The sequence below is a fragment of the Moorella naiadis (nom. illeg.) genome (assembly GCF_051020825.1).
GTDB lineage: Bacteria > Bacillota > DSM-521 > Neomoorellales > Neomoorellaceae > Neomoorella > Neomoorella naiadis.
On record NZ_JAXGFQ010000011.1, the window covers coordinates 45382 to 70033 of the forward strand.

At 54.1% G+C, this 24652-nt stretch carries 21 protein-coding genes and 1 riboswitch; of the genes, 18 read left to right on the plus strand and 3 right to left on the minus strand.

The features are described from left to right. Nucleotides 1–7 precede the first annotated feature (7 nt). From SDD30_RS08905 to SDD30_RS08940, 8 genes are all read left to right on the plus strand, one after another. Nucleotides 8–877: an FAD binding domain-containing protein gene (locus SDD30_RS08905; RefSeq protein ID WP_434074573.1), complete on the plus strand. Its 870-nt coding sequence runs from the start codon at nucleotides 8–10 to the stop codon at nucleotides 875–877. Nucleotides 878–918: 41 nt separating this feature from the next. Further along, nucleotides 919–2076, plus strand: coding sequence for a M24 family metallopeptidase (locus SDD30_RS08910; RefSeq protein WP_434074627.1), 1158 nt, complete (start codon nucleotides 919–921; stop codon nucleotides 2074–2076). A 15-nt stretch (nucleotides 2077–2091) separates the two neighbouring features. After that, nucleotides 2092–3861 carry an FAD-binding protein gene (locus SDD30_RS08915; protein ID WP_434074574.1) on the plus strand — a complete coding sequence of 590 codons (1770 nt, stop codon included), beginning with the start codon at nucleotides 2092–2094 and terminating at the stop codon, nucleotides 3859–3861. Between the two features lie 5 nt (nucleotides 3862–3866). Then, complete coding sequence (locus SDD30_RS08920) at nucleotides 3867–4229, plus strand: 2Fe-2S iron-sulfur cluster-binding protein (protein WP_434074575.1); 363 nt, start codon at nucleotides 3867–3869, stop codon at nucleotides 4227–4229. Beyond that, the gene (locus SDD30_RS08925; RefSeq protein ID WP_434074576.1) at nucleotides 4230–5402 is read left to right on the plus strand and encodes a M20 metallopeptidase family protein; all 1173 of its coding nucleotides are present in this window, start codon (nucleotides 4230–4232) and stop codon (nucleotides 5400–5402) included. It begins immediately after the preceding gene. A gap of 119 nt (nucleotides 5403–5521) precedes the next feature. Then, nucleotides 5522–6871 carry an MFS transporter gene (locus SDD30_RS08930; RefSeq protein ID WP_434074577.1) on the plus strand — a complete coding sequence of 450 codons (1350 nt, stop codon included), beginning with the start codon at nucleotides 5522–5524 and terminating at the stop codon, nucleotides 6869–6871. A gap of 193 nt (nucleotides 6872–7064) precedes the next feature. Next, on the plus strand, nucleotides 7065–8408 hold the full coding sequence (locus SDD30_RS08935; protein WP_434074578.1) for a UbiD family decarboxylase: 1344 nt from the start codon (nucleotides 7065–7067) through the stop codon (nucleotides 8406–8408). Nucleotides 8409–8512: 104 nt separating this feature from the next. Beyond that, entirely contained in the window at nucleotides 8513–8719 is a 207-nt protein-coding gene (locus SDD30_RS08940) for a hypothetical protein (protein WP_434074579.1), read from the plus strand. Nucleotides 8720–9047: 328 nt separating this feature from the next. Here SDD30_RS08940 and istB read toward each other — a convergent pair whose 3' ends face one another. Beyond that, nucleotides 9048–9806, minus strand: coding sequence for an IS21-like element helper ATPase IstB (istB, locus tag SDD30_RS08945; protein ID WP_434074580.1), 759 nt, complete (start codon nucleotides 9804–9806; stop codon nucleotides 9048–9050). After that, entirely contained in the window at nucleotides 9803–11290 is a 1488-nt protein-coding gene (gene istA / locus SDD30_RS08950; RefSeq protein ID WP_434074628.1) for an IS21 family transposase, read from the minus strand. The genes istB and istA overlap by 4 nt, the downstream gene beginning before the upstream one ends. A gap of 368 nt (nucleotides 11291–11658) precedes the next feature. Between istA and SDD30_RS08955 the strand changes: the two genes are divergently transcribed. Together SDD30_RS08955 and SDD30_RS08960 are read left to right on the plus strand one after the other, a co-directional pair. Further along, nucleotides 11659–12108 carry a hypothetical protein gene (locus SDD30_RS08955; protein ID WP_434074581.1) on the plus strand — a complete coding sequence of 150 codons (450 nt, stop codon included), beginning with the start codon at nucleotides 11659–11661 and terminating at the stop codon, nucleotides 12106–12108. Between the two features lie 127 nt (nucleotides 12109–12235). Further along, nucleotides 12236–12865, plus strand: coding sequence for a M28 family metallopeptidase (locus SDD30_RS08960; RefSeq protein WP_434074582.1), 630 nt, complete (start codon nucleotides 12236–12238; stop codon nucleotides 12863–12865). A gap of 679 nt (nucleotides 12866–13544) precedes the next feature. Here the strand turns inward: SDD30_RS08960 and SDD30_RS08965 are convergent. Further along, nucleotides 13545–13781: a hypothetical protein gene (locus tag SDD30_RS08965; RefSeq protein ID WP_434074583.1), complete on the minus strand. Its 237-nt coding sequence runs from the start codon at nucleotides 13779–13781 to the stop codon at nucleotides 13545–13547. A gap of 273 nt (nucleotides 13782–14054) precedes the next feature. Here SDD30_RS08965 and SDD30_RS08970 point away from each other — a divergent pair, with 273 nt between their 5' ends. From SDD30_RS08970 to SDD30_RS09005, 8 genes are all read left to right on the plus strand, one after another. After that, on the plus strand, nucleotides 14055–14177 hold the full coding sequence (locus SDD30_RS08970) for a hypothetical protein (protein ID WP_434074584.1): 123 nt from the start codon (nucleotides 14055–14057) through the stop codon (nucleotides 14175–14177). A gap of 236 nt (nucleotides 14178–14413) precedes the next feature. Beyond that, on the plus strand, nucleotides 14414–14677 hold the full coding sequence (locus tag SDD30_RS08975) for a MoaD/ThiS family protein (protein WP_434074585.1): 264 nt from the start codon (nucleotides 14414–14416) through the stop codon (nucleotides 14675–14677). A 49-nt stretch (nucleotides 14678–14726) separates the two neighbouring features. Beyond that, nucleotides 14727–16628: an aldehyde ferredoxin oxidoreductase family protein gene (locus tag SDD30_RS08980; protein ID WP_434074586.1), complete on the plus strand. Its 1902-nt coding sequence runs from the start codon at nucleotides 14727–14729 to the stop codon at nucleotides 16626–16628. A 186-nt stretch (nucleotides 16629–16814) separates the two neighbouring features. Further along, on the plus strand, nucleotides 16815–18368 hold the full coding sequence (locus SDD30_RS08985; protein ID WP_434074587.1) for a sigma 54-interacting transcriptional regulator: 1554 nt from the start codon (nucleotides 16815–16817) through the stop codon (nucleotides 18366–18368). 455 nt (nucleotides 18369–18823) lie between these two features. Then, entirely contained in the window at nucleotides 18824–19942 is a 1119-nt protein-coding gene (gene ald / locus SDD30_RS08990) for an alanine dehydrogenase (RefSeq protein ID WP_434074588.1), read from the plus strand. Nucleotides 19943–20289: 347 nt separating this feature from the next. Further along, a complete protein-coding gene (locus SDD30_RS08995) occupies nucleotides 20290–21153 on the plus strand; it encodes a MurR/RpiR family transcriptional regulator (protein ID WP_434074589.1) in 864 nt (287 codons plus the stop codon). A gap of 93 nt (nucleotides 21154–21246) precedes the next feature. Further along, nucleotides 21247–22935, plus strand: a complete 1689-nt coding sequence (locus SDD30_RS09000) for an aldehyde ferredoxin oxidoreductase N-terminal domain-containing protein (RefSeq protein ID WP_434074590.1) — start codon at nucleotides 21247–21249, stop codon at nucleotides 22933–22935. A gap of 201 nt (nucleotides 22936–23136) precedes the next feature. After that, a riboswitch (purine riboswitch) is annotated at nucleotides 23137–23238 on the plus strand. Between the two features lie 102 nt (nucleotides 23239–23340). Beyond that, a complete protein-coding gene (locus SDD30_RS09005; protein WP_434074629.1) occupies nucleotides 23341–24630 on the plus strand; it encodes a xanthine dehydrogenase family protein molybdopterin-binding subunit in 1290 nt (429 codons plus the stop codon). Nucleotides 24631–24652 lie beyond the last annotated feature (22 nt).

Genomic DNA, 24652 nt, shown 5'->3' on the forward strand with positions numbered 1-24652 from the left:
TGAAAACATGTGGCAGGAATACTTTCGTCCGGAAACATTAGCGGAAGCCCTAAAGATGCTGTCCTCTGGCAATGGCGAGGCCCGGGTGATTGCCGGCGGTACTGATTTAATGCTGGATCTAAAAAAGGGAAGTAAAAAAGCAAAATACCTGGTTGATATCCGTGGTATTGCAGGAATAAATGTCATCGAGGAAAGGGGGGATAAAATCTTCCTCGGCGCCGGAGTAACTCATACCCAGGCGGCTACCAGCTGGTTAATTAGAGAAAAGGCTACGGCCCTGGCTGAAGCCGCCGCTCTGGTAGGTAGCCTGCAAATCCGCAACATCGGCACGATAGCTGGTAATATTATCAATGCCCAGCCGGCGGCCGATACTGCAGTCGCCTTGGTGGCCCTGGAAGCGCAAGCTGAAATTGCCCTGGCGGACGGTAGCCGGCAAGTTATGAAGGTAGAAGATCTCTATGCAGGGCCGGGAAAGTCGAAGATAGATAGCACCAGCAGTATTGTCAGCGGCATATATATTCCCTTAAGGCCAAACTGCCGTTCCAATTTCCAGCGAATAGCCCGACGGCGTAGTTTAGCCTTGCCGGTCATCAATGTAGCAGTAGTTTTAGGGTATGAAAATAGTTCGATTACTTCATGCAGCTTCGCTGCCGGACCGGTTGGCCCGCAACCGATGCGCCTGAGGGAAGTTGAAAACTTCTTAATCGGAAAAACGCTAAGTGATAGTATCATAGAAGAAGCCGGTAACATGGCTGCTGATATTACCCAGCCCCGAAGCTCGGTACTAAGGGGAGGTAGGGAATACAGGCAACATTTAATTAAAGTGTTAATTAACAGTTTCCTGCGGAAATATATACAAGACAGATATAAGACCTAAAAAGCGAAATAGGCAGATCTTTAGGGAGGTATAGACTATTGATGCGTTACTTAGAGTTTCCAGTCGCAGAAGTCAAGGAGCGGATTAAAAAGCTGCAGCAAGGATTAGCGAAAGCTGGTATGAAAGGCGCGATAATTACCGCTGAAAGTAACTTCTATTATTTCACGGGTTACCGTACCCATACGCCCTGGACAACCCACGCCCGGGCTACATGGCTTTTTATTCCAGCAGATGGAGAAGGGGTGCTCTTGGTGCATAGTTTCGTAGTGCCGGAGGCAAAATCCCGCTCGGTCGTTACCGATGTACGTAGTTACGATAGCCTACTTGGCACACCCATTGGCCAAGTGAAAGAGATTATGACAGAATTGGGTATGAATCAGGGCCGAATCGGCATGGAGTTGGGCCGCGAGCAACGGTTGGGGATCGATTACCAGCATTTAGAGGCATTGCGTAAAGAGCTACCGTCTGCCGAGTTTGAGGATATTTCCAAGATTCTCTGGGATCTGCGGATGATTAAGTCCCCTTCGGAGATCGATTTCTTACGTCTAGCTTGTCAGGCGGCTGATTACGCCCTGGACCACGTCTTTGATGAGATCCATGAAGGTATGACTGAGAAGGAAATCTCCCGTCGGGTATCACGGCTCATGCTGGAAGGCGGGGCTGAGGGGGTTGGTTTCGTAATTATAGTTTCGGGCAAGGGGAATTACGAACGCATCAGCGCTATTGCCACCGAACGCAAGTTGGAAAAGGGTGATATGGTCTGGCTAGACATTAGCGCTATGGTAGGAGGTTACTTCACCGACTACTGCCGCGCCGGCGTGGTGGGCGGGCCGACGGGCGAGCAGATACGGCTTTGGGACATTACTCACGCGGTTACCATGAAGGCTATCGCTAAAATTACGCCCGGGATGCCCATCGCTGAGATCGCCCGCGAGTGTGGCCGGGCCATGCAGGAGCGCGGCATTGACCTGAGCTTCGACTGCGGTCGCATGGGCCACGGCATTGGCCTGAACAGCACCGAGCCGCCCCATAACGCCGTATACGATGATACCATCCTGCAACCTGGTATGACTTTTACGGTAGAACCGGGGATCGTCAATGACTTAGGCGTCTTTGATATCGAGGAGAACGTCGTGGTCACTGCCAATGGTTACGAATTGCTATCCAGGGCGGATAGGAATTTACACACGATTAGATAAATGGGGGAGATGGCCATGTCAAGCATCGACAACTTAGCGGACGAAATTATCATTTGTGACGTTCTGATCGTCGGTAGTGAAGGTGCTGGAGCCAGAGCCGCCTTGCAGGCGGCCAAGAAGGGCCTGCGGGTAGTCGTCGCTTGCAAGGGCGTGGTGGGTAAGTCCGGAGCCACCTTGACGGCGGATGCCGACATCGACGTGGACAGTAAAAGCTGTGTAGAAAAATTCGGCTTGCCCGGCGACTTACGAGATAACCCTGATAAATTCGCCGAGGATATGATCCGCGAGGCCGAGTTCATTAACAATCAATACCTGGTGAAGATCCACTGTGAAGAGGCACCAGATCGAGTGCGGGAGGTCGTGGACATGGGCGCAAGGGTCGATAAGCTAACCCATGCACCAGGGCATAGCTACCCGCGTGGCATCTGGATCCCCGGGACTGAATTTGCGCGCGTGGGTAGTGCCGAGATGCGCAAGCGAGACAACATCCGCCTGCTGCAGTACATCATGATCACCGACTTCCTGACCCAGGACGGTAGAGTAGTGGGTGCCTGCGGCCTGAATATCGCCAGCGGCCAGTTCTACGCCTTCAAGGCCAAGGCGGTGATCATCTGCGCCGGCGGCGCCATGCGGGTCTATCCTCATACCACGGCGCCGGAGGATCTTACTGGCGACTGCCTGGCGGCGGCCTACCGAGTCGGCGCCGAACTCATCGACATGGAGTTCCCCATGTTCCTGCCCTACACCCTGATTAAGCCGGACTCCCTAGATGGAGTAGATTTCACCTACCTCCTTAGCGCATACCTGGAAACCCATGCTTTAAACCGCATTGGCGAACGCTATATGAAGCGCTGGGACCCCGAACGCATGGAACATAGCACTCGCGACGTCAACTCCATCGCCGCCATGGTGGAGGTCCTGGAGGGACGGGGCAGCCCCAACAACGGCACCTACCTGTCCTTGCGCCACCTGCCCAAGAACATTCTCGACTATTCGGCGGAATGGTTCCCTGAGAATATATCCAACTGGCGTTATGGCGGCTTTAACATGAAAAAGTTTTTACCCGACCTATCCCAGGAAGCCATGGAGACCGCACCAGCCGCTCACTTCTGGAATGGTGGAATCAAGATCAACGAGCGCTGTGAGACCAATATTCCTGGCCTATATGCCGCTGGTGAGGGTACTGGGAGCATTATGGGGGCCAATCGCATCTCTGGCAACGCTCTGACTATGACCCAGGTTTGGGGTTACCGGGCTGGCACCTATGCTGCTGAGTATGTAGCTGGGGTAGGAGAAGGCAAGATTGATATGGACCAGGTGGCGGCTATCAAGCAGCGTCTCTTTGCTAGCCTGGAGGCCAAAAAGGGCGAGGATGTCGTTAAGCTTCGCAAAGAATTACAGGATATCGCCTGGATGAATGTCGGAGTAGTACGTGACCAAGAGGGTTTAGAAAAAGGCCTGAAGCGTATTGCAGTTTTACGGGAGAAGCTTCCAACCGTCTGTGTTACCACCAAGGCACGAGCCTATAACAAAGAGTGGATAGAGGCCATCCAACTCGAAAATCTATCCGTGGTGCTAGAGATGGTGGCTCGTAGCAGCCTCTCCCGCCAGGAAAGCCGGGGCGCTTTGTACCGCCGCGATTTTCCCAAGACGGATAATGTGAACTGGCTTAAAAACGTTGTTATTTATAAGAATGAACATGGGATGGCCCAGAGGATTGAAGACGTGGATCTCGCCTATATCCAGCCAAAACGGGTAATCCGGGACTACGGGCAGAAGGGATGAGAACAATGAGCGAGGCTATAGAAACTATAAAAATTAAGGTACAGCGGTTTGATCCGGCAGTGGATAAAGAGCCTAATTACCAGGAATATACCGTTCCCTATGCTAAAGGCACGACGGTCATGAGCGCTTTGCGCTATATTTATGAAAATCTCGATCATAGCCTGGCTTACTACGCCTCGTGCCGGATCGGCAAGTGCGCCGGTTGTCACGTACGTGTTAACGGTAATACCAAGCTAGCCTGCACGACGATCATTGAAGGCAACGTGACGATAGAGCCCAAGAAAGGCAAGGTTATTCGTGACCTGGTCGTGGAGACGCCGCCACGGGGTGAGAAGGAAGGTCACGAGGAAGTAGTTCCGGAGGTTTAGATGATAAAAGATCAGACCCAGTCACTTTTCCCGCAAGTATGCAGCTGGCGCCGTCAGTTGCACCGGAATCCCGAGCGAAGTGGCGCCGAGGTTAATACGGTGGCTTTCATTGCTGATCTCCTCGATGGGCAAGATTTGGAGATTAGACGAATTAATGGGGGCTATGGCCTGGTGGCGGTGGTTAGAGGTGTCTCCGGACCTACTATTGCCTTACGGGCCGATATCGACGCTATCCCGGTGCAGGAGAAGGCAGAAGTGGATTTCGCATCAACCGTCGATGGTTTGAGCCATACCTGTGGACATGACGTACACACGGCGGTTATGTTGGGCGCTGCCCGCTATTTCGCCAAAAGGCGAAAATCCCTAGTCGGGAACATTGTCTTCATCTTCCAGCCGGAGGAGGAGACAAACCTCGGCGCTCAGAAGATGCTAGAAGCTGGCTGTTTGAAGGATCCCGTCGTAGATTGCATTCTAGGCTTCCATGTCCTTCCGGAATATCGCGTTGGTAGTGTCGCTATCAGTAGTGGACCGTTGATGGCGGGCGAGAGCAATTTTGACATTACAATTAGAGGCATAGGTTGCCACGGTTCCACACCCTACAATGGTGCTGATGCCATTGCCGCAGCAGCTACCCTGGTGACTAATCTTTATACAGCCCTGAATCGCCGTCTGAATGCCATGGACCCGGTAGCATTGACCGTGGGCGAAATCTCTGGTGGCCGGGCCCCCAACGTGGTGGCCGACAGCGCGGTGCTACGGGGCACAGCGCGCTCCATCAGCAATCAATCTGACCGCTTGATCGAGCGGATCCTCAAGGAGACAGCGGCCAGCGCCGCGACGGCCTTCGGCGTGGAAATCAACGTGGAGTATCGGCGCGAGGTGCCCCCACTGGTCAACCACGCCGATGTCGCCAAGCTGGCCAAAAAGATCCTGGCCGCGGACCTGCCCGACCTGGAGGTGGTGGAGGCCCGGCCGATCATGGCGAGCGACGACTTCGCCTTCTATTTGCAGGGAGTGCCAGGTCTCTTCTTTTTCCTCGGCATTTCCTCCGGCAAGGAAGCGGCCTACCCCTTGCATCACTCATTGTTTAAAGTCGATGAGATGGCCCTGCAGCACGGCCTGACGGCGGTGATCGCCCTGACCGAAGGTATACTTTGCGAGCTGAGGCGTTAGGGATGGCGGCTGAACAAAGGCTTGGCCGCTCTGTACCGAGAAATGTAAAAGTTATTTCAGAAGGGATTACACATCTAAAAAATGTAACGCTATAATATCATGAAAAGGGGGTTTTTAGATTGAGTAAAAATGGCGTCCTGTTGACTGAACTCCAGGTGGCTAGGAGCATCGACAAGCTGTCCATCAATTCCTTCATGAAGTACATGCTAGTAGTGGCTGCAGCCGGTTTTTTGTTTGATTCCTTCGATACTTCTCTGGTCGCCTACATCATGCCTTCCATAGCCAAGGAGTTTAACCTATCGCCGGTAATTATTGGCCTAGTCGCCTCCGCCGCCGTATGGGGGACCGTGCTGGGCCAGTATGTCTGGGGGCCGTTAGCTGATAAGCTGGGACGGCGCTTTGCCTTTCAAGGGACGGTCCTCAGCTTCGGCTTGTTGACCGGCTTGGCGGCCTTCGCCTGGAACTCCGTCTCGCTGTGGTGGGCACGCTTTATGGCCGGCACTGGCCTTGGCGGCTTCATTCCCCTGGATGCCGTGATGATCATGGAGATGGCACCCACCAAGGTACGCGGCCGAATGGTGAGCTTCCTGCCGGTCTTCTTTCCCGCCGGCCAGCTGCTGGCCGCCGGTACAACCCTCGCCCTCTTGCCTCTCCTTGGTTGGCGCGGCATGTTTTTAGTCGGCGCTCTTCCAGCTATCCTAGCCTGGTGGGCTCGACGCGTGATCCCGGAGACGCCACGCTGGTTAGTTGCCCAAGGGCGGCATGATGAAGCCAAACAATCCTTAAAGCGCCTTGGTGTTACTGAGGAGATAATTAACGAAGCTGGCAAAGAGACAACGGGCATGGCTATCCAGCAGGGCAATAACGGCAGTCTAGCCGAACTTTTTTCCGGTAAGTACGCGGTCCGTATCATCGTCACCTGGGGTATCTGGTTCGCCCTGAATTTCGGGTACTTCGGTTTTATGCTCTGGTTGCCCTCGATCCTTGTCACAATGTTTAAGTTCACCCTTGTGCGCAGCTTGACCTACACAGTAATTATCGCAGCCACGGGTACCCTGGGTCGCATCATCGGGGTGTTACTCATCGATAAGATAGGTCGTAAAAAACTGATCGGCTTCACCTTTGCCTGCGCCGGCCTAGTTGGCCTTATTTTCGGCAGCGTCAGCGACCACAAGCTACTGCTTATTTTTGCCGCCCTTTTCTTCTTCTTCGCTGACCAGGGCTCGGTTGGCGTGGTGACCTACGTGCCGGAGCTCTATCCCACCCACCTGCGTGCCCTAGGGTCCTCCTGGGCGGCGGCGCCAGGCCGGATTGCCGCTGCTGTGGCGCCCATCGTCCTTGGCACCCTCATGGCCGCCCAGAGCTACTTTACCATCTGGATCATCTTTGCCGCCCTCTACTGGTTGGGCGCGCTCTTGGTCCTGACCCTAGGGGTCGAGACTAAGGGTAAAGTGCTGGAGGAAGTTTAGGGTTTAGGCTGAGGGGAGGGTTAACGTTGAGCCCTGATTCCCTCACGCCACCTTAATTTGCAGCTATTAGTCATGTTATGATTTAACGCCAGCAAGTTTTGAGGAACACCGCTCTCTAGCGATTCACCTATCTTAGCAATCAGGTTGGGAAACAAGAAGGCCAGTTTTAAAAAATAGAATAGGGGTGGATTACATGACTGAGGATTTAAGGACCCTAGTCAAGCGTATGGAGGTAGCCGGCCACATCCGCCGGGTCGAAAAAGAGGTTGACCCCCGCTATTTTTCAGCCCTGATGGCCCAATCGGAGACGGCTCTCTTCTTCGAGAAAGTGAAGGGTTACAACATCCCCGTGGTGATGGGCCTACTCTCGACCCGGCCCCGCATGGCTTTTGCATTAGGGACCAACGATATTGGTAAGAAGTTTGCCGATGCCATTGCCAGGCCCATCCCACCAGTGGAAGTAGCGACTGGCCCATGTAAAGAAGTTATCATAAAGGGCGACGATGTCGATCTAACCCAGTTGCCTATACCTTTTATGCATACTAAAGACGGTGGCCCTTATCTTTCAAGCGGGGTGGTCTTTTCCAAAGATCCTGTTTATGGACCCAATGTCGGCATGTATAGGCTTATGTATAGGAACCCTAAAGAAACTAGCATTGACCTCGTATCGCCCTCCGATATGCGCTTCTACTATGAACGTGCCTATCAGCAGGGCAAGCCATTGGAAATCGCTGTCGCCCTAGGTTGTCACCCTTGCGAGATGACAGCTGCTAGCTATAAAGCGCCTATGAACGCCGATGAGATAATTTATGCTGGTGGCCTGCACGGCGCACCGGTGGAAATAGTCAAGTGCGAGACGGTCGATCTGATGGTTCCGGCAGATGCCGAAATTGTCCTTGAAGGAGAAATTCTGCCTATCGGTTGGACAGAAGATGAAGGCCGTTTCGGTGACTTCGCCCACCTGCAATGTGAGGTTAAGTGGAACCCCGTCGTGCGCTATAAAGCCATTACCATGCGCAAGGACGCCATGTTTTATGCCTTGCAGATGCCCTGGGAGAATGACTGGCTAGCCGCGCCGGTCACCGAGGCTGCTGGCTGGCGGGCGTTGTTGGAAGCTAGCGTGCAGCCGGTGAATATTTTGGCTACGCCTGGTAGTTGCTGTTATTGGGAGCTAGTCGCTTCCATCCACAAACGGCCAGGCGAGGGCAAGAACGCTTTGTTGGCCCTGTTATCCGTTGCTGAGGTTAAAATCGCCATCGTCACTGACGACGATATAGACATATATAACCCAGAGGAGCTAGATTGGGCTCTTTCCCTGCGGGTTCAACCAGCAGAAGACGTTATCATTATCCCTGGTGCCCGCGGTAAGCACCTCGACCCCAGCACAAAAGCCTGGATGTTGCCCAAGGGTAGCCTGCCAACTTCAGGCAAGCTCGGCATCGATGCCACTATTCCAGAGGGAGTAACCAATGCGGCTTACGAACGTTTGGAGTATGCCTTTAAAGACCGGGTGCAACTCAAGGACTATCTTATATAGATGCCAATGTTATCAGCAACACCAGGATGGATTAAATGGCAAAAAGCGCGTATTTTAAGATAGCCAGAAAACTAGGAAATGAAAGGCGGGGGGGGGGAAAATCAATGAGTGACTTAAGTTGTTCAGCGAAAGGGGTTTTGGAATCTATTCTGGAGTTGGCCAAGCAAGGTCCCTTCTACTTTGTCGATATATTGAATAACCTGCCAGAGGCTGACTACCGAGACATCCTAATCGCATGGGGTGAAATACGCGAGCGTGGCAAGCTCCATCGGGATAAGGAAGGACGGTATATCTTGGAGCGCTTTGTGTAATAATCCGAATTTGGAAATAAGGGACAACCCACTTGGGGTAGATGACAGGATAGGTATGGATAAGGCATGGGAATGGGTAGATAAAACGTGTGTCTATAAATTGCGTTCAGGATAGTAGCCGTAGCCAATGTTTAGCTGAGCGGGACAGCCTAATACTCTTTGTCCCGCTCAGCCTATTCAACTCAACCAGGCAACCCACAAGGCATATTTGTTGATTGTCAATAGAATTGACCCACTATGTGCAAATAAAATTGACCCACTGAGGAACAAAAATAATAAGCTTCAAGTCATGCGCCAAAGGGAATGAAGGGATAGCCTCGCTGCCGAATTAACGGTCATTGGCTGCTTTCAGTTTACCCTTGAGCCGGTAGCTAGTGCCGTTAATATAGAAAATGCGGGCGTGGTGCACAAGCCGGTCAATTATGGCCGCGGCCACCACCTGGTCGGAAAATATCTCCCCCCATTCGTTAAAGTTATAGTTGCTGGTCAAGATAATACTCCCCTTTTCATAGCGCATGGAGACAAGGCGGAAGAGGAGGTTGGCCTGTTCTTTGCTTACAGGCATGTAGCCTAGCTCGTCGATGATTAGAAGGTTCAGCCGGGAGTAACCCAGCAGCTTGTCGAGAAGGCTGCCGTCTTTTGTGCTCAAAAGTAGTTCTTCTAAAAGCTTCTGGGCCGTGATAAATGCTACGCGATATTTGGCCATGCAGGCCTTTATACCTAAGGCCACCGAGAGATGGGTCTTGCCGACCCCAGGGGGACCCAGGAAGATGATATTTTCCTTTTTCTCCACGAAATCCAGGGAGCCTAAAGCGATAATTTCTTTTTCCCAGATGGAGGGCTGGAAGCTAAAGTCAAACTCCTCCAGGGTTTTGATGAAAGGGAAACGTGCTTTATTGATTTTCGTCTTGATCGTGCCTTCGTTTTTCCTTTTTAACTCCTCTTCGAAGAGAAGGGAGAGGTACTCTGTATAAGAAAGGTTGTTTTGTGAGGCCTTCTCCGTTACCTCCTGGTAATGGGCAAGCATCCCCTTTAGTTTTAAGGACTGCATCTGGCTTTCCAGGTAACCGGTTAATTTGTTACTCATGATACTGCCGCCACCTCGCTCTCCGGGAGGGCATAACAGGAGAGGTCCCGTTTGATTCTAACCGGTGGCATATTTAAATTTATCGGGTCACCCGCTGGCGCAAGGGGGGCGACTTTCATCTGTTCTAAAAGCCTTTTTACACTGTTTTTGTGATAAGAGCCGATTTTTAAGCATTCTTTGATGGCTGCGGCAATATCTTCCCGGGTATATATCTCCTGGTAGCTTAAGATTTCGGTCAGGTGCCAGTACAGGTTGGCCCCATTCTTATCGCACAGGCCTGCCAGATACCTTTGGCCGTCCTCACCAAAGGCGCTGGTGAACTTCTCTACCAGGGCCGAGCGTGCCTTTAGTTTCTTTTCCTGGTAGTGACGGTTGATGGTTTCGTATTCGGGGTGAAGGGGACGGGCGGTTTGTTTTCTAAGTTCAAGGTCGAACTCCGCTAAAAGCGCCCCTCCTTCGTCATATACCTTCACGCGCCGGCCGTAGATGTTTTCGATCCACACCCTCCTTAAGCAGTAGCGCAGGGGTACGGGGTAGAGATTGCCGTCATGGGATATATAGCCGTCATTACTCACCTTCCGGGGTTCTTTATGTTGTAATAAGGCCGGTTCGACAGCTGGTATTTTGAGAAGGCATCCTTTTTCCTCGGCAAACATCTCCTCCGGCGGTCGGCCTAAGCTGCTGTGGGACCTTTTGTTGTAGGCTTCCTGGAACTCTGAAAGCCTTACAGCGAATTCGTTTAAACCGGCCACCTCCAGACCCCGCAGCAGGTGTTCCTGGACATAGTAAAAGGGGCGCTCTACCTTTCCCTTGGTCCGGGGACGGTAGTTTTCGCAAGCTGAGGGCTGGATGCCATACAGCCCGCAGAATTTAAGGAACTCGTCATTGTACCGGATGATACCGTCTTTCTGGTGGGTGATAACCATTTGCTTGCCGTTGTCAATCACCAACTCCGGGGCATAACCGCCGAAAAAGTCAATGGCTTCAACCAGGTCCCGAATCACATCGGCGGTGGTGATGCTTAAAGAGAAGGTGTAGAATTTCATTCGGCTAAAAGACAGGATCACTTCGTGGAGATATATTTTCACGGGCTTCCCGTCTACTGGTAGCGTCCACACCTTCCAATCGTACTGCATCTGTTTACCCGGCCCGGTCTCTACCCGTGTGGTGGCTAATTTGGCTGCCTTATCTTCTGCCTTTATGGATCTTAGGTAACGGTGGACGCTGGCCAGGGAGCCTTGATAGCCCTTATCTACCAGTTCGTTGTAAATCCTTGTGCCGATATATCCCTTGGCAAGCATAATCTTGATTTCTTCCAGAAACCTGTCCAGTTCTTTTACGTACTCCCTGGCTTTAAACTGGGGCGGGTTGGCTTCTTTCAGGTACTTCCTGACGGTATTCCTGGATACCCCCACAGTCCTGGCTATCTGCCTGATGCCGGCCCCTTGAGTATGCAGTGCCTTGATGCACTGCCATTTGTGCATACTGACCACCTCTTTTTCCTCCCCCTCTCAGGGGAGATTTTATCACAAGGTGGGTCAGTTTTATTTGACGATCTAGGGTCAATTCTATTTTACGATCTAAAGCATATTAATTTTTGGCTCCTCGCTATTTGGTGTGGGTGATCATTTTTTGTTCTTTTTTTAACGACCATTCAACGAAGCGAAGCGGAGGCCTTTGACATGGAGAATACCCGTGTTAGCCTGATTTGGCAAGGGGCAGCAAGCGAAACTATCCTGCCCCCTTGTCCCTTGGAAAAACGGGTGCGAGGCTCCATGTCAAGGGCGGACGCAAAAAAATTGCTCTACCCACACGAAACTGCGAAGAACCTGATTTTTAGGGTGGGGTGGAGATGGAAAAACGGATGACAGGTACCTTAAGGCCAGATCAGTGTGGAAGCCTCTATACCTACTTTTGTCAAATATGTAGCATGGGCCCACGATGGATGGGCACTACTGGCCAGCAGCAGGTGTTGAAGTTCCTGGAGGAATTTCTTGCTGGAAATGCTGATGTTGTATACGTGCGAGAGCCCTTCCGCTACCTGAATTTTCATCAGGTTACGGCTGAGCTATGCCTCGTGGGGGATGTAAGAGAAACAAATGTTCCTTGCCAAGCCTTGGCCTATTCAGGGGAAACACCGGTTGGCGGCATCATTACCAGGCTGAATTATGTGGGGCAAGGTACTCCTGAGGATTTCGCTGTCTTAAAATCGGGAGAAGTTCAAGGACAAGTGATCCTAACTGATGCCCTGAAGTCCTATGAGGCTGCCCAAGGGCGGAAGTGGCTGGCGCCGCAGGAGTAATCCTGGGTAATAACTTGACTGAGGATCTGATTCGAGTCGGAGCTACTAACTACGACCGTGTCGTCGGTTCTATACCGGCCTTGGCAGTATCCTCGCAAAGTTACGCCAAATTAAAAAGGCAGCTCAGGTGGGAAAGAGTATAGAGCTTAAAGTTGCCGTTCAGATACAGGAGGAGACTGGCTACAACATAAGGGCCTTACCGCGCGGGACCGGTCTGGCTGAAGGTGGCCGCATATTGATCTTTTCCCATTATGACAGCATGTGGCTGGGTCCCCATGCTATGGATAACGCTACCGGTACAGCGGCAGTAATGCAATTAATCGATGATTTTGCAGATTGCAACCTTAACCTTGAATTTATTTTCTTCGGTGCCGAGGAATTGGGCTTCTGGGGATCGCGAGATTACATTTTACGGCACCGTCAAGAACTTGGGGATTTTAAGGCGGTGGTCTGCCTGGACGGCATAGCTTCCGACCGAGGTGAGGTTGAGATTGGAGTGAGTCAGGTTCTTAAGCCCCTTGTTAAAGAAGTAGTACAAGCTACGGGTATAACTGTTAGGAAATGGAGTGTGCCTCCGCGGCCTAACAGCGATCATCTTCCCTTCGAGGAGATTGGAATCCCGGTCTTCTGGCTAACTACCATGGATAATTATTATCACACCGCCGGCGACTTGCCGGATGTAATTAGTGCCTCTACTCTTGAGAAACGTGTGCGTTTAGCCAGGGATATAATTAAGAGACTGGCGATTTGGGAGTAACTAAATGAGACTTGATTATAATTATAGCTCACATAGGGTGCAGCAGCACTAGCGTTGCATAAAAACCATTAACCTATTGCAAGGCAATATATGGTAATTTGCCTATACAGCAACAAATGATATTTGCCCTCAACTAAGATCCCTTTACACTTAAAGTAAGAAGGGTTACTAGCCCCCTTTTCCTCCCAAGAAGGTCGCAATCAACACGCCTTTAGCGTAAGCATAATAATCTGGGTCTTAACTGGTCTTGTAATGGAGAGATAGGTGCGGCGAAAGTCGCAAGCCTGGTTCGGGAAGGGGTATGAGAAAATCGGCTTTAGCTTGGCGTCCCATGCCTACTTCACTATATATTTATTAAGGTTCGACACAGAGTGGAAAAATCATCTTTTTTATCATTTTTTGGCATCATTGTCATCACCATCAGTTATAATTATTGTGTGGTAGCCATCCAGTTTATAGTTGCGAAATGCAGGTAACATAAAAACCCTTTTTCGGTGTTCTTAATGAGCTCATAATTTGATAAACTAATCATAGTTGTTTGGGGACGCCCCTGGTACATTGAGTATTAGCATGAGCCGGGGCCTTTCCTCAATATTATATGGTCATTATTTCCGGCAATTCCCGGTCAGGCAATACCGTCAGCTTTTGAACTTTATGGTTTGGCAGAAACAGCATACACCTAAAATGTAGCCAATTCAATCACGTGGCCATCCAAGTAAAGAAAAGCAAGGTATACTTTTAGCTCGGGGTGGCGTTGTTTTAATAACCGCGCCGCTAGTTCCATGTCCTGCCGTTGGCAGTACAGCTGTTCAGCAACCGGTAGGCCGCCAAGATTATAGGCACCACAATCTTCATGATGGATCAGATAAACTTCCTTAATGTGATGGAGCCGGTAGGAGTCTTCGACCAGTGCCAATTTGCCCTCATCGACGAAATTGCGGCTGCACCGGGAAGGGCCAAGTAATCATGCTTCCCGGCCAGCCCCTTTTTTTGCAACCATTGGGCTACAGCGCCCTGGATACGGAAATCCATACAGGTTAAAACGACGGCCTGACAGGTAGCCATCTGGTATACCACCTCCAATGCCAATTATACCAGATAAGGGGGATGTCAGGCCACTATCTTACCGGATAAGAAAGGATATTCTACCCCGCCTGGCAGTGGGAACGGAAAGGACCAGGTTGGGCTAGTGGTAGTCGATGATTCCGTCAAACAGAAGCTGGCCACGATTGAAGACCTGGGGAAATTGAAACTGCTGCTCAAGAAAAGCATTAAGATAGCCAGTGTGGCGGAATTTGCCAGGCTGATTTAGCAACAGACCATCAAATAAGCTATATGCCCGTTATGAGCCCGTTATGATTCCCAAAAAGCCGGCCAAAGAACATGGGGCTGGCTTTTTTATTGACAGCTAAGCAATCCTACCGGCCGACCAATAATGTTTTCTCAATATTAATCCCACCCGGCGGCAGGATTTCCTTAACTTATATCGAATTTAGAAAGGATATATTAAGTTGAAGTTATAAGTAGGAGAGCTAAAGGCGTGATAACATGCAGGTCCATATTAATTTCTACGGTTTTTTTCAGGCTGCCGTCGGTGCCACGAAGACAACCCTTGACCTGGAAGCGCCTACCAACCTGCCAACCTTATGGCAGTATTTAACCGCCAGATACCCCCAGCTGGCAGGTAAAGACCCGGCGACCGTTCTAGCCGTATCCCTTAACGGCCGGCGTCTGGCCCCGGAGCAATGGCCTCATACCCCATTGGGCGACGGCGACCAGGTAGACTTCTTCAGCCTGATGAGCGGAGGTTAACTGCACTGCTTACTACCATCCCGCCAAATATTAAAAAGAGGTGATCCCCATGGCCAAAACAGCCTGGATAGATCTAACAACCGGCCAAATCGAGCTTCAACCCACGCCGGAGGAGGATTTGCTAAAATTCCTGGGCAGCCGCGGTCTGGCGGCCAAAGTGCTTTACGACCATGTCGGCCCGGAAGTCCAACCCCTGGACCCGGAGAACCTGCTTATCTTTTCCACCGGCCCTCTGACGGGTACTTCCTGGCCCTCGGCGGCCCGCTATACGGTAACAGCCAAGTCGCCGGCCACCGGCGCCTACGGCTACGCCAACAGCTCCGGCTTCTTCGGCCCCGAACTGCGTAAAGCCGGCTACGACCTCATCGTCTTTTGCGGCCGCGCCACCCGCCCGGTAATCCTGCATATTGAGGACGACAACCTGGAATTACTCCCCGCCGGCGACCTATGGGGCCAGACTACAGAAGTAACGGAAAAGACCCTGCGGGAACGGTACCCCGGCAGCCGGGTAGCTGCCATCGGCCCGGCAGGCGAAAACCTGGTGCGTATCGCCGGTATTATCAACGACTACGCCCGGGCCGCGGCCCGCACCGGCATGGGGGCCGTCATGGGCTCGAAAAACCTCAAGGCGCTGGTGGTCAAAGGCAGCCACCGGGTAGAAACCCCGCCGGAATTTAAAGAAGTAGTCCGCCGGGTAACGGCGGCCGTCCGTAACCACCCGGAGAGCCAGATGTACAGCCAGTGGGGTACCGTCTGCCTGATTGACTTGAAGAATATGAGCGGCGACATGCCCAGCAAGAACCACCGTTGGGGGCAATTTCCCCTGGGCAAAGAAATAAACGCGGCGGCCGTGGCCCGCTATACGGTGAAAACCCAGGGCTGTTACGCCTGCCCCATCCGCTGCGCCCGCATCACCGAAGTGCCGGACGGTCCCTTCAAAACACCGGTAAACGAAGGGCCGGAGTATGAAAGCACTAACGCCCTGGGTTCCAACCTCTGGAACGGCAATATCGAGCTGGTCATTTACGCCAACAAACTCTGTAACGAACTAGGCCTGGACACCATCTCCACCGGCCTGGTCATCGCCTTCGCTATGGAGGCCCATGAAAAGGGCCTGCTGGACGACCCCAGGTACAGCCTGGCGTGGGGCGACCCGGAAACCATTATCGGCCTGATCAAAGACATCGCCTACCGCCGGGGTACGGGCGAGCTGCTGGCCGACGGGGTCAAGGAAGCCAGCGCCCGCCTGGGCCACGGCAGCGAATACTTTGCCATGCAGGTCAAAGGGGTGGAATTGCCGCGCCAGGAAGGCCGGGTGCTGAAGGCCTTCGGCCTGGGCCATGCCACCAGCAACCGCGGCGCCGACCACCTCTACGCCCTGCCGACCATTGACGTGGCCGGGATGACCGACGTAGCCGCCAAAGTGTTGCCGGAGTGCGGGCCGGAACTCATGGAGGTCACTGCGGAGAAATTTAAGCCCCAGATGGTCCGCTTTACCGAAACCTGCAACGCCCTGGCCGACGCCGCCGGCGTTTGCAAGTTCGCCTTCACCGAAACTTACGCCATCCTGCCGGCTGACCTGGCTGAAGGCCTGAGGGCCTTGGGCATCCCCATCAGCGACGAAGAGATCATGCGCATCGGCCAACGCATCGTCAACCTGGAAAGGATGTACAACGTCCGTCACGGTTTCAGCCGCAAAGACGACTCCCTGCCGCCGCGTACTTTGCAGGAACCCCTGGACGTCTACGCCAACCCGGAAGAGATCGAAAAGGTCCCGCCGGAGAGGGCCCAACTCTCCCGCCAGGGCCTGACCATCAACCTGGACATCATGCTGGATGAATACTACGCCCTGGGCGGCTGGACCGGGAATGGTATTCCTACTGCCGCCAGGCTGAAGGAACTTGGTCTGGAAGAATTGGTTAAAGATTTGCCTGCAGCAGATCCCTTCTAAAGGGTCAACGTCTTCACCGGCAACCAATAAAATGTGCTCTGTTCAAGGTTAAGCGCCTGATTTGCCGGCTTATGCACCTGGACCCCTGATCATATACCTCTGTCTTCATGAGTCCGGCTTGGGAAGGCGGAGAAAATTTCTGCCAGTGAGATATTCGAACCAGAACCTGGTAAAGAAGGTGACCCCATGCGCCTACGCCTCCAGTTTGCCGACCGGGTAGGTATGATTGCCGACGTGGCCCGGGTAGTATCCCGCCATGGCCTGAATATCCTTTCCCTGGAAGTCATCCCGGACAATATGTACCTGGAAATAGAGGACCGGCCTGACCTCTCCAGGGAGGAACTCCAGGTCGAGCTGGCGGCCATTCAGGGGGTCCGCCAGCTCGAGACCATCCGGCTCCTGCCCCATGAAGAAAGAGAGCAACGCCTGCAAATAATCCTGGATTCTGTAAGTGACGGCATTGTCGCCATCGATGCCGACGGGCGCATTACCTCCCTCAACCCCATAGGCGAGAAAATGTTGCGGGTTACCCGCGCCGAAGCCCTGGAACAGCCCATTGCTTCTTTCCTGGGGCCGGATTTGCCCATCCTGCGCTGTCTGGCTGACGGTCGGCCCTACAACAATATCAAACTCGATCTCACCGGACCCCGGGGCAGGATTTGCCACCTGACCAGCGGCCGTTGCCTGCGGGACCCTGCCGGTACGGTGGTCGGCGTCGTGGCCACCATGAAAGATATTGCCGAATTAAGGCAGATGGTCTATACCCTGGCCCAACCCGAGGCCATCACCTTCAGCGATCTCATCGGCAATGCCCCAGCTTTCAACCGCATCATCGCCATGGGACGCATGGTCGCCCTGGGAGACTCCACCGTCCTTCTCCGGGGTGAAAGCGGTACCGGGAAGGAGCTTTTCGCCCGGGCCTTGCATACGGAGAGCCCCCGGCGGCAGAAAGCCTTCATACCCGTCAACTGTGCCGCCCTGCCGGAAGAACTGCTGGAGAGCGAACTCTTTGGTTATGTCGGCGGCGCCTTCACCGGAGCGCGTAAGGGGGGTAAGGCCGGCCTCTTCGCCGCCGCTGAAGGGGGAACTATCTTCCTTGATGAAATCGCCGAAGCCTCCCCGGCTATCCAGGCCAAACTGCTGCGGGTCCTCCAGGAAGGCAAGATCCGCCGGGTGGGCTCTAATAGCGAAGAGCCCGTCAATGTGCGGGTGATCGCCGCCACCCATCGCGACCTGGAAACTATGGTCCGGCAGGGCTTATTCCGGGAAGACCTTTACTACCGTCTTAATGTGGTCCCTATCTTCCTGCCGCCTTTACGGGAGAGGCGGGAAGACATCCCCCTGCTGGCCCGACATTTCCTGGATAAGCTGGCTCAACATCTCAACCGCCCGGTCCCGGAATTAACCCCGGCCGCCCTGAATAAACTAACTGCTTACTCCTGGCCGGGCAACATCCGGGAGCTGGTCAATGTCCTGGAACGGGCTGTTAATCTGGTCAACGGCCCCCAAATCCTGCCGGAGCATATCTGGCTTTATAATTGGGAAGGGCCATTACTCAGCGGGAACCCGCAACCGGAGGCAAAGACCCTGGCGGCGATCGTCCGGGCCGTCGAGGCGAACGCCGTCCAGGAGGCCTTGAAAAGCCATGGTTCGGCCCGTAAAGCCGCCCGCGCCCTGGGACTCTCCCATACGGCCCTCCTGGGTAAGATCAAAAAGTTAGGCTTAAAGTGGCCGGCATAGTTTCCACGTGGCAACAATAGCTGCCACCGAGTTGGCCTTACAGGCATGCCATCCTTAAAAGTGGATGGCATTTTTTATTACCACCTTTGGTTGATGGCGGTAATACTTCAATTACTAGAATTACTAGTGGTACGATTATACCCCTTACCGCCTTTAACCGGCGTAAAATAGAGCAGCATGTAAATCGAGAATTCATGCGGTTTCCGGGTAAGGGGTACGGGAAAAAGGTAGATGACGGGTCACCCGGCCCCTAATCCTCCTGGCATAAAAATTGCAATATACAAAGGGAGAGCACTCCCCGGAAGTAAGCACCAACTTTTAAGCTTATGGAAAGAAGCTTACGTGGAGGCAGGTAGTTGGCTGAGTGCTGCCTCTGTCAGGAGCAGGACTCACCACCCGCGGAAGATCGTCTTCAATCCAAGTTTATTGCCAAGCTATTTTTAGGAGGAGCGAACATGATTATAGGTGTGCCCAAAGAAATCAAGGATCAGGAGAACCGGGTGGCCATCACCCCGGCTGGGGTAGCCGCCCTGACGGCGGCAGGGCACCAGGTTCTTATTGAAAAAGGTGCCGGTGAGGGCAGCGGTATCGCCGATGCCGCCTACCAGGAAGCCGGGGCCGCTATTCGCCCCGCAGCAAGCGAGGTTTATCAGGAAGCTGCTATGATCCTAAAAGTCAAGGAGCCCCAGCCCGCCGAGTATGACCTCTTTAAACCCGGCCAGATACTCTTCACCTACCTGCACCTGGCCGCCGAACCCGAATTGACTGCCGCCTTACGCCGCCGGAAGGTAGCAGCCGTAGCTTACGAAACTATCCAGCTAGCCGACGGTAGCCTGCCCTTACTGGTACCCATGAGTGAAGTAGCCGGGCGGATGGCCGTCCAGCTGGGAGCCCAATTCCTGGAGAAAATCTACGGTGGCCGCGGCATCCTGCTGGGTGGAGTTCCCGGTGTTCCGGCGGCCGACGTCGTCATTGTCGGCGGCGGCACCGTGGGTACCAATGCCGCCCGGATAGCCACCGGGATGGGCGCCCGGGTAACCATCCTGGATAACAACCCCCGCCGCCTGGCTTACCTGGACGACTACTTTAACGGCCGGGTACAAACCATCATGTCCAACAGCTATAACCTCGCCCGGTCGGCCGCCTACGCCGATCTCCTTATTGGCGCCGTCCTCATCCCCGGCGCCCGGGCTCCCCACCTGGTGACGGAAGAGATGGTTAAAAAGATGAAACCAGGTTCGGTGATCATTGACGTGGCCATTGACCAGGGCGGTTGCATCGCCACCGTCGACCGGGTGACAACCCACAGCAACCCAACCTATCTCAAGCACGGCGTCATCCATTATGCCGTCGCCAACATCCCCGGCATTGTCGCCCGGACTTCCACCTTCGCCCTGACCAACGCCACCCTGCCTTACGCTTTAAAATTGGCCAACCTGGGCTACCAAAAAGCCGCGGCTGAAGACCCGGCCCTGGCCAGGGGGATCAATGTCTGCGAAGGGGAGGTAACCTGCCCGGCGGTGGCGGAGGCCCTAAAATTACCCTTTACTCCTTTACAACAGATCTTGCCATAAACGGTAGCAAAAAGCTACTGCAGTCAAAAAACAATCGATCCTTCCTGGTAAAAGCCGCTAACATGTCCTTATAGTACCAAGATAACCAAAATGCCAGTTGATGCCCCCTAACTTTGTTACGTATAATACAATTGCCAAAGCAAAGATGTGGGCAGGCAAAGAAGCCGTTTATCTGGGTTAGCGGTTAATCAAAAGATAGATGGCTTCTTTTATTTTCACCCGTGAATTTTTTAACTATGATTTGTCTGTACAAGAAGGAAAAATAATTTTAATGGCGAATAGTATAGTAAAATCGTTACGTAATATCAAGCTAATATAGGTAACATAATTTCGCAGCGGGTGAGGGCATGAGTTTAATTGCGGAATTGCATTTAATTCGCGAGCAGTTACCCCCTTCAGAAAAGGGAGTAGTAAACATCATTCTCCAGGATCCGGCAGCGTCTGCCCGGATGTCCATTACCGAACTGGCCCTCCGGGCCAAAACGAGTAAGACGACTGTAATCCGCCTGTGTCGACGTTTAAACCTCAATAGTTACCACGATCTACGCTTATATCTAGCTCGGGAAGCTTTCTCCAGCCACAGCGGTCCCGCTTATGGCATCACCGAGGCCGACGATCCCCAAACCATCGTGGCCAAGGTAAGGGATAAAGAAATAAATGCCATCCAGAGTACCCTGGAACGCCTGGACGTCCAGGTGTTGCTCCAGGTAGCCCGGACCCTCCTGCAAGCCCGGGAGATTATTCTCCTGGCCAGTGGCGGCGCCCTGGTGACCGCCTTTGATGCCTATCATAAACTATTACGCCTGGGCCGTTCCGGTTACCTGCCCCAGGACCAGCGGGAGCAAAAGTTCCGCAGCGCCCTGCTTAAGCCGGAAGATGTTTGCTGGGCTTTCTCCTTCAGCGGCGCCAGCAAGAGTATTATCGAGGCGTTAGAAATAGTCCGGGAGAAAGGAAGCACAATCATCTCCCTGACCAATAATTCCCAATCACCTATTGCCCGGCTAAGTAACTTGAGCCTCTATGGAGCTACCAGCTATCTGTCCGAGTTTACCGGCACCATGGAATTCCGCCTTTCCCAGCTCTGCATTATCGATAGTTTATTCCTGTTGATGATTAAGCTGGGTATGCCGGAGGTAGATGAGCCGTTAAGAATCACTGATGAAATTATTGATAATGATTGTCTCTCTCCTGGAAGTAGAAACCGGTTTTGACCTCTTTTATGGCCACGGCATAAAAATCGCGCTCTCTAGATGGCGTAATAACCTGAGATAAGGACTTTAATCCTGGAAAGGCATGATGGAAACTTGAAACTGTTACGTGTTGATTTAACCAGGGGCGAAGGGAAATTTGAAGAATTGGCAAATCCCCTGGCGGGCGGGCGTTATTTAACCTCGCAGCTGATTAAAAACGAGGTGCCGCCCCGGTGTAACCCCCTTGGTGAGGAAAACAAACTGATCCTGGCCGGCGGTCCCCTGGCAGGACGGGGCGTTTCCAGCGCCGGCCGCTTATCCATCGGCTGCAAGAGCCCCTTAACAGGCGGTATTAAGGAAGCCAACGCCGGGGGTACAGCTGGCGACGCCCTGGCCAGAACCGGCCTGCGGGCAGTGGTCCTGGAAGGCCGGGCGCCGGAGTGGCAGGTCTTAGTAATTAACAACGAGGACGTTAAATTTCTCCCGGCCACCACTTACTTGGGGCTGGGTAATTATGAACTCGCCCGGCGCCTGTACGCTGATTTTGGCCGGGATTACGCCCTGATAACCATCGGGCAGGCCGGCGAACAGCAGCTTTATGCCGCCGGCGTCGCCGTTACCGACGTTTATGGTCGTCCCAGCCGGCTGGCGGCCCGGGGCGGCGTCGGCGCCGTCATGGGCAGCAAACGTCTTAAAGCCATCCTGATCCCCCGAAAGGTCGGGCCGGTACCAGAACCGGCCCGTAAAGAAGCCTTTGCCGCGACCCGCCTGGCCTTTAACAAACTCGTAGCCGGCAGCGACCGCATTAAGACCCTGACTGAATACGGTACGCCCGAAACCATGGGCCTGACCAACGCCTTGGGGGCCCTGCCGACCCTGAATTTCCGCCAGGGAACCTTTGCCGGGGTGGAAGCCATCGGCGGCGATGCTGTTTACCGGTTGATCGAGGAACGGGGCGGCGAGGGGAAACACAGCGAGCGTTGCATGGACAGCTGCGTGATCCGCTGCTCCACTGTCATTCCCGGTCCCGACGGCAAAGAAATTGTAGCCCCGCTGGAGTATGAAACCCTCTGCCTGATGGGTTCCAACCTGGGAATAGCCGACCTGGATGCCATTGCCCGGTGGAACTACTGGTGTAATGACTGGGGCCTAGATACCATCGATATCGGTGCCGCCCTGGCCGTAATGGCTGAAGCCGGCCGCGCCGCCTTCGGTGACGCCGCCAGCTTTACTGCTTTACTGGAAGAAATCCCCCAGAACACCCTGACCGGCCGCCTCCTGGGTATGGGTGCCGGTTACTGCGGCCGGGTCCTGGGGGTAGAGCGGGTACCGACGGTGAAAAACCAGGCTATCTCCGGTTATGACCCCCGGGGTGTGAAAGGGACCGGCATAACCTATATTACCTCGCCCATGGGCGCCGACCATACCGCCGGCCTGACGGTATTTGCCCCGGTTGACCACCACCAGGCAGCCGGGCAAAAGGAACTCTCCCGACAGATGCAGGTTGGCCGGGCCGCCTACGACGCCCTAGGGCTTTGTGCCTTCCTCATGTCGGCGACAGCCGCCCACCCGCAGAAAGTGGTCGATATCTTAAACGCTATTTATAACACCCGGCTTCCCGCCGGTTACTTGAATAAACTCGGGCTGGAGGTCTTGCAGACGGAGCTGGAGTTCAACCGCCAGGCCGGGATGAAGGGTGAAGATGAAGGTTTACCACAGTTTATGAGGAAAGAAAAGCTCCCCCCCTATAACCTGACCTGGGATATAACAGAGGAGGAACTGGCCGGCATATTTGGGGCATGATCCTCGCCCCTGAGCTCCCCCGGATAATCAGCCGCGCTGTGCCCCGGAATTAAGTATCCGGGAAGCGTAGCGAGCCCTCTGCCGGGGACGGGAAACCGTCCAGCCACAGGTCGAAAAGGCAGGAATTTCTGGCGGGATTTTTTAAAATCAGCAGCAGGAATTATGGGGCAGGGAAGCGAATAATAAAGTAACAGCGTTTAATAGGCGGTCTCACCATTGCTTCGTATATCCCCGGCAATAGGGACCGGGGGTTTCTACCAGGCAACCGCAAATTGCCCGGCTACGAAGGTCTACCTTCGTTGTCGGATCACGGTTGCCTGGTTTTTTATATAACTAACAGGGCCAGTTAACCTTCCTGTTTGGGCCTTAGCCATGCGCAATTAAATCCTACCAGCGAAAGGAATGATGCCTGTGGCCATTATCGGCGCTTCCCCCGCCCGGGGGGATGCCCGGGCCAAGGTGACCGGCCAGGCCGTTTACCCGGCCGATATCACCTTCCCGGGGATGATCTACGGTCATACTGTCCGCAGCCCCCATGCCCACGCCCGGATTATCCATATTGACACCGCGGCAGCCTTAACTGTCCCCGGGGTCCTCTGTGTCCTAACGGCCAGGGATATCCCCGGCCACAACGGCCAGGGGGTCCTCTTCCAGGATATGCCCGTCCTGGCGAGGGAGGAGGTGCGCTCGGTTAACGACGTCGTCGTCCTGGTCGGGGCCACTACCCCGGCGGCGGCCCGGGAAGGGGCCGCCAGGGTAAAAGTAGACTATGAGGAACTACCAGCCCTCCTGGACCCGGTGGCCGCCATGCAACCGGCAGCGCCCCGGGTCCATCCCGACCGGGCGAATATAATCTACCACCTGCCCATCCGCAAAGGGGATATCCAGGCCGGCTTTGCTGCTGCCGACGTGGTCGTCGAAAACACCTACCGCACCCAGCTCCTGGACCACGCCTTCCTCCAGCCGGAGGCCGCCGTGGCCCGGTTGGACGAGCGCGGCCACCTGGTAATTTACGTGTCCACCCAGTATGTCCACTGGGACCGGACGGAGGTAGCCCGGGTGCTGGGATGGAACCAGGACCGCATCCGCATCGTCGCCCCCATGGTAGGCGGTGCCTTCGGCGGCCGGGAGGATATGACCCTGCAGACCCTGGTGGCCCTCCTGGCGGTGCATACCCGGCGACCGGCCAAAATGGTCCTCGACCGGGAAGAGTCTTTCCAGGCCCACAGCAAGCGCCATCCTATGATTATGCGCTATAAAACCGGGGCCACCAGTGAGGGCAGACTGACGGCCCTGGAAGCGGAGATCATCGGTGACAGCGGCGCCTATTCCTCCTGGGCCCCTAACGTTTTGCGCAAGGCAGCCATCCACGCTACGGGTCCCTATGTCGTTCCCCATGTCAAAGTCGATGCCTACGCCGTTTACACCAACAACCCCTTCACCGGGGCCATGCGCGGTTTCGGCGCCACCCAGCCGCCCCTGGCCTACGAAAGCCAGATGGATGAACTGGCGGCCAGGCTGGGCCTGCACCCCTTTACCATCCGCTGGCTCAACGCCTTCCGCCAGGGGGATGTTACCGCTACCGGCCAAGTTCTAGAGAGCAGCGTCGGGCTGACGGAAACCATGCTCCAGGCGGCCCGGGCCGCCGGCTGGTCCCCGGCAGACTTAATCCCTGGGCAAAAGACAGATGGGTAGTAGGCGCATTATACCCGATACT

What these genes read in the sequence shown, in the direction of transcription:
- SDD30_RS08905 (WP_434074573.1), top strand. Translation starts at nt 8, where the DNA reads ATGTGGCAGGAATACTTTCGTCCGGAAACATTAGCGGAAGCCCTAAAG.
- SDD30_RS08910 (WP_434074627.1), top strand. Translation starts at nt 919, where the DNA reads ATGCGTTACTTAGAGTTTCCAGTCGCAGAAGTCAAGGAGCGGATTAAA.
- SDD30_RS08915 (WP_434074574.1), top strand. Translation starts at nt 2,092, where the DNA reads ATGTCAAGCATCGACAACTTAGCGGACGAAATTATCATTTGTGACGTT.
- SDD30_RS08920 (WP_434074575.1), top strand. Translation starts at nt 3,867, where the DNA reads ATGAGCGAGGCTATAGAAACTATAAAAATTAAGGTACAGCGGTTTGAT.
- SDD30_RS08925 (WP_434074576.1), top strand. Translation starts at nt 4,230, where the DNA reads ATGATAAAAGATCAGACCCAGTCACTTTTCCCGCAAGTATGCAGCTGG.
- SDD30_RS08935 (WP_434074578.1), top strand. Translation starts at nt 7,065, where the DNA reads ATGACTGAGGATTTAAGGACCCTAGTCAAGCGTATGGAGGTAGCCGGC.
- SDD30_RS08940 (WP_434074579.1), top strand. Translation starts at nt 8,513, where the DNA reads ATGAGTGACTTAAGTTGTTCAGCGAAAGGGGTTTTGGAATCTATTCTG.
- istB (WP_434074580.1), bottom strand. Translation starts at nt 9,806, where the DNA reads ATGAGTAACAAATTAACCGGTTACCTGGAAAGCCAGATGCAGTCCTTA.
- istA (WP_434074628.1), bottom strand. Translation starts at nt 11,290, where the DNA reads ATGCACAAATGGCAGTGCATCAAGGCACTGCATACTCAAGGGGCCGGC.
- SDD30_RS08955 (WP_434074581.1), top strand. Translation starts at nt 11,659, where the DNA reads ATGGAAAAACGGATGACAGGTACCTTAAGGCCAGATCAGTGTGGAAGC.
- SDD30_RS08975 (WP_434074585.1), top strand. Translation starts at nt 14,414, where the DNA reads ATGCAGGTCCATATTAATTTCTACGGTTTTTTTCAGGCTGCCGTCGGT.
- SDD30_RS08980 (WP_434074586.1), top strand. Translation starts at nt 14,727, where the DNA reads ATGGCCAAAACAGCCTGGATAGATCTAACAACCGGCCAAATCGAGCTT.
- SDD30_RS08985 (WP_434074587.1), top strand. Translation starts at nt 16,815, where the DNA reads ATGCGCCTACGCCTCCAGTTTGCCGACCGGGTAGGTATGATTGCCGAC.
- ald (WP_434074588.1), top strand. Translation starts at nt 18,824, where the DNA reads ATGATTATAGGTGTGCCCAAAGAAATCAAGGATCAGGAGAACCGGGTG.
- SDD30_RS08995 (WP_434074589.1), top strand. Translation starts at nt 20,290, where the DNA reads ATGAGTTTAATTGCGGAATTGCATTTAATTCGCGAGCAGTTACCCCCT.
- SDD30_RS09005 (WP_434074629.1), top strand. Translation starts at nt 23,341, where the DNA reads ATGCCTGTGGCCATTATCGGCGCTTCCCCCGCCCGGGGGGATGCCCGG.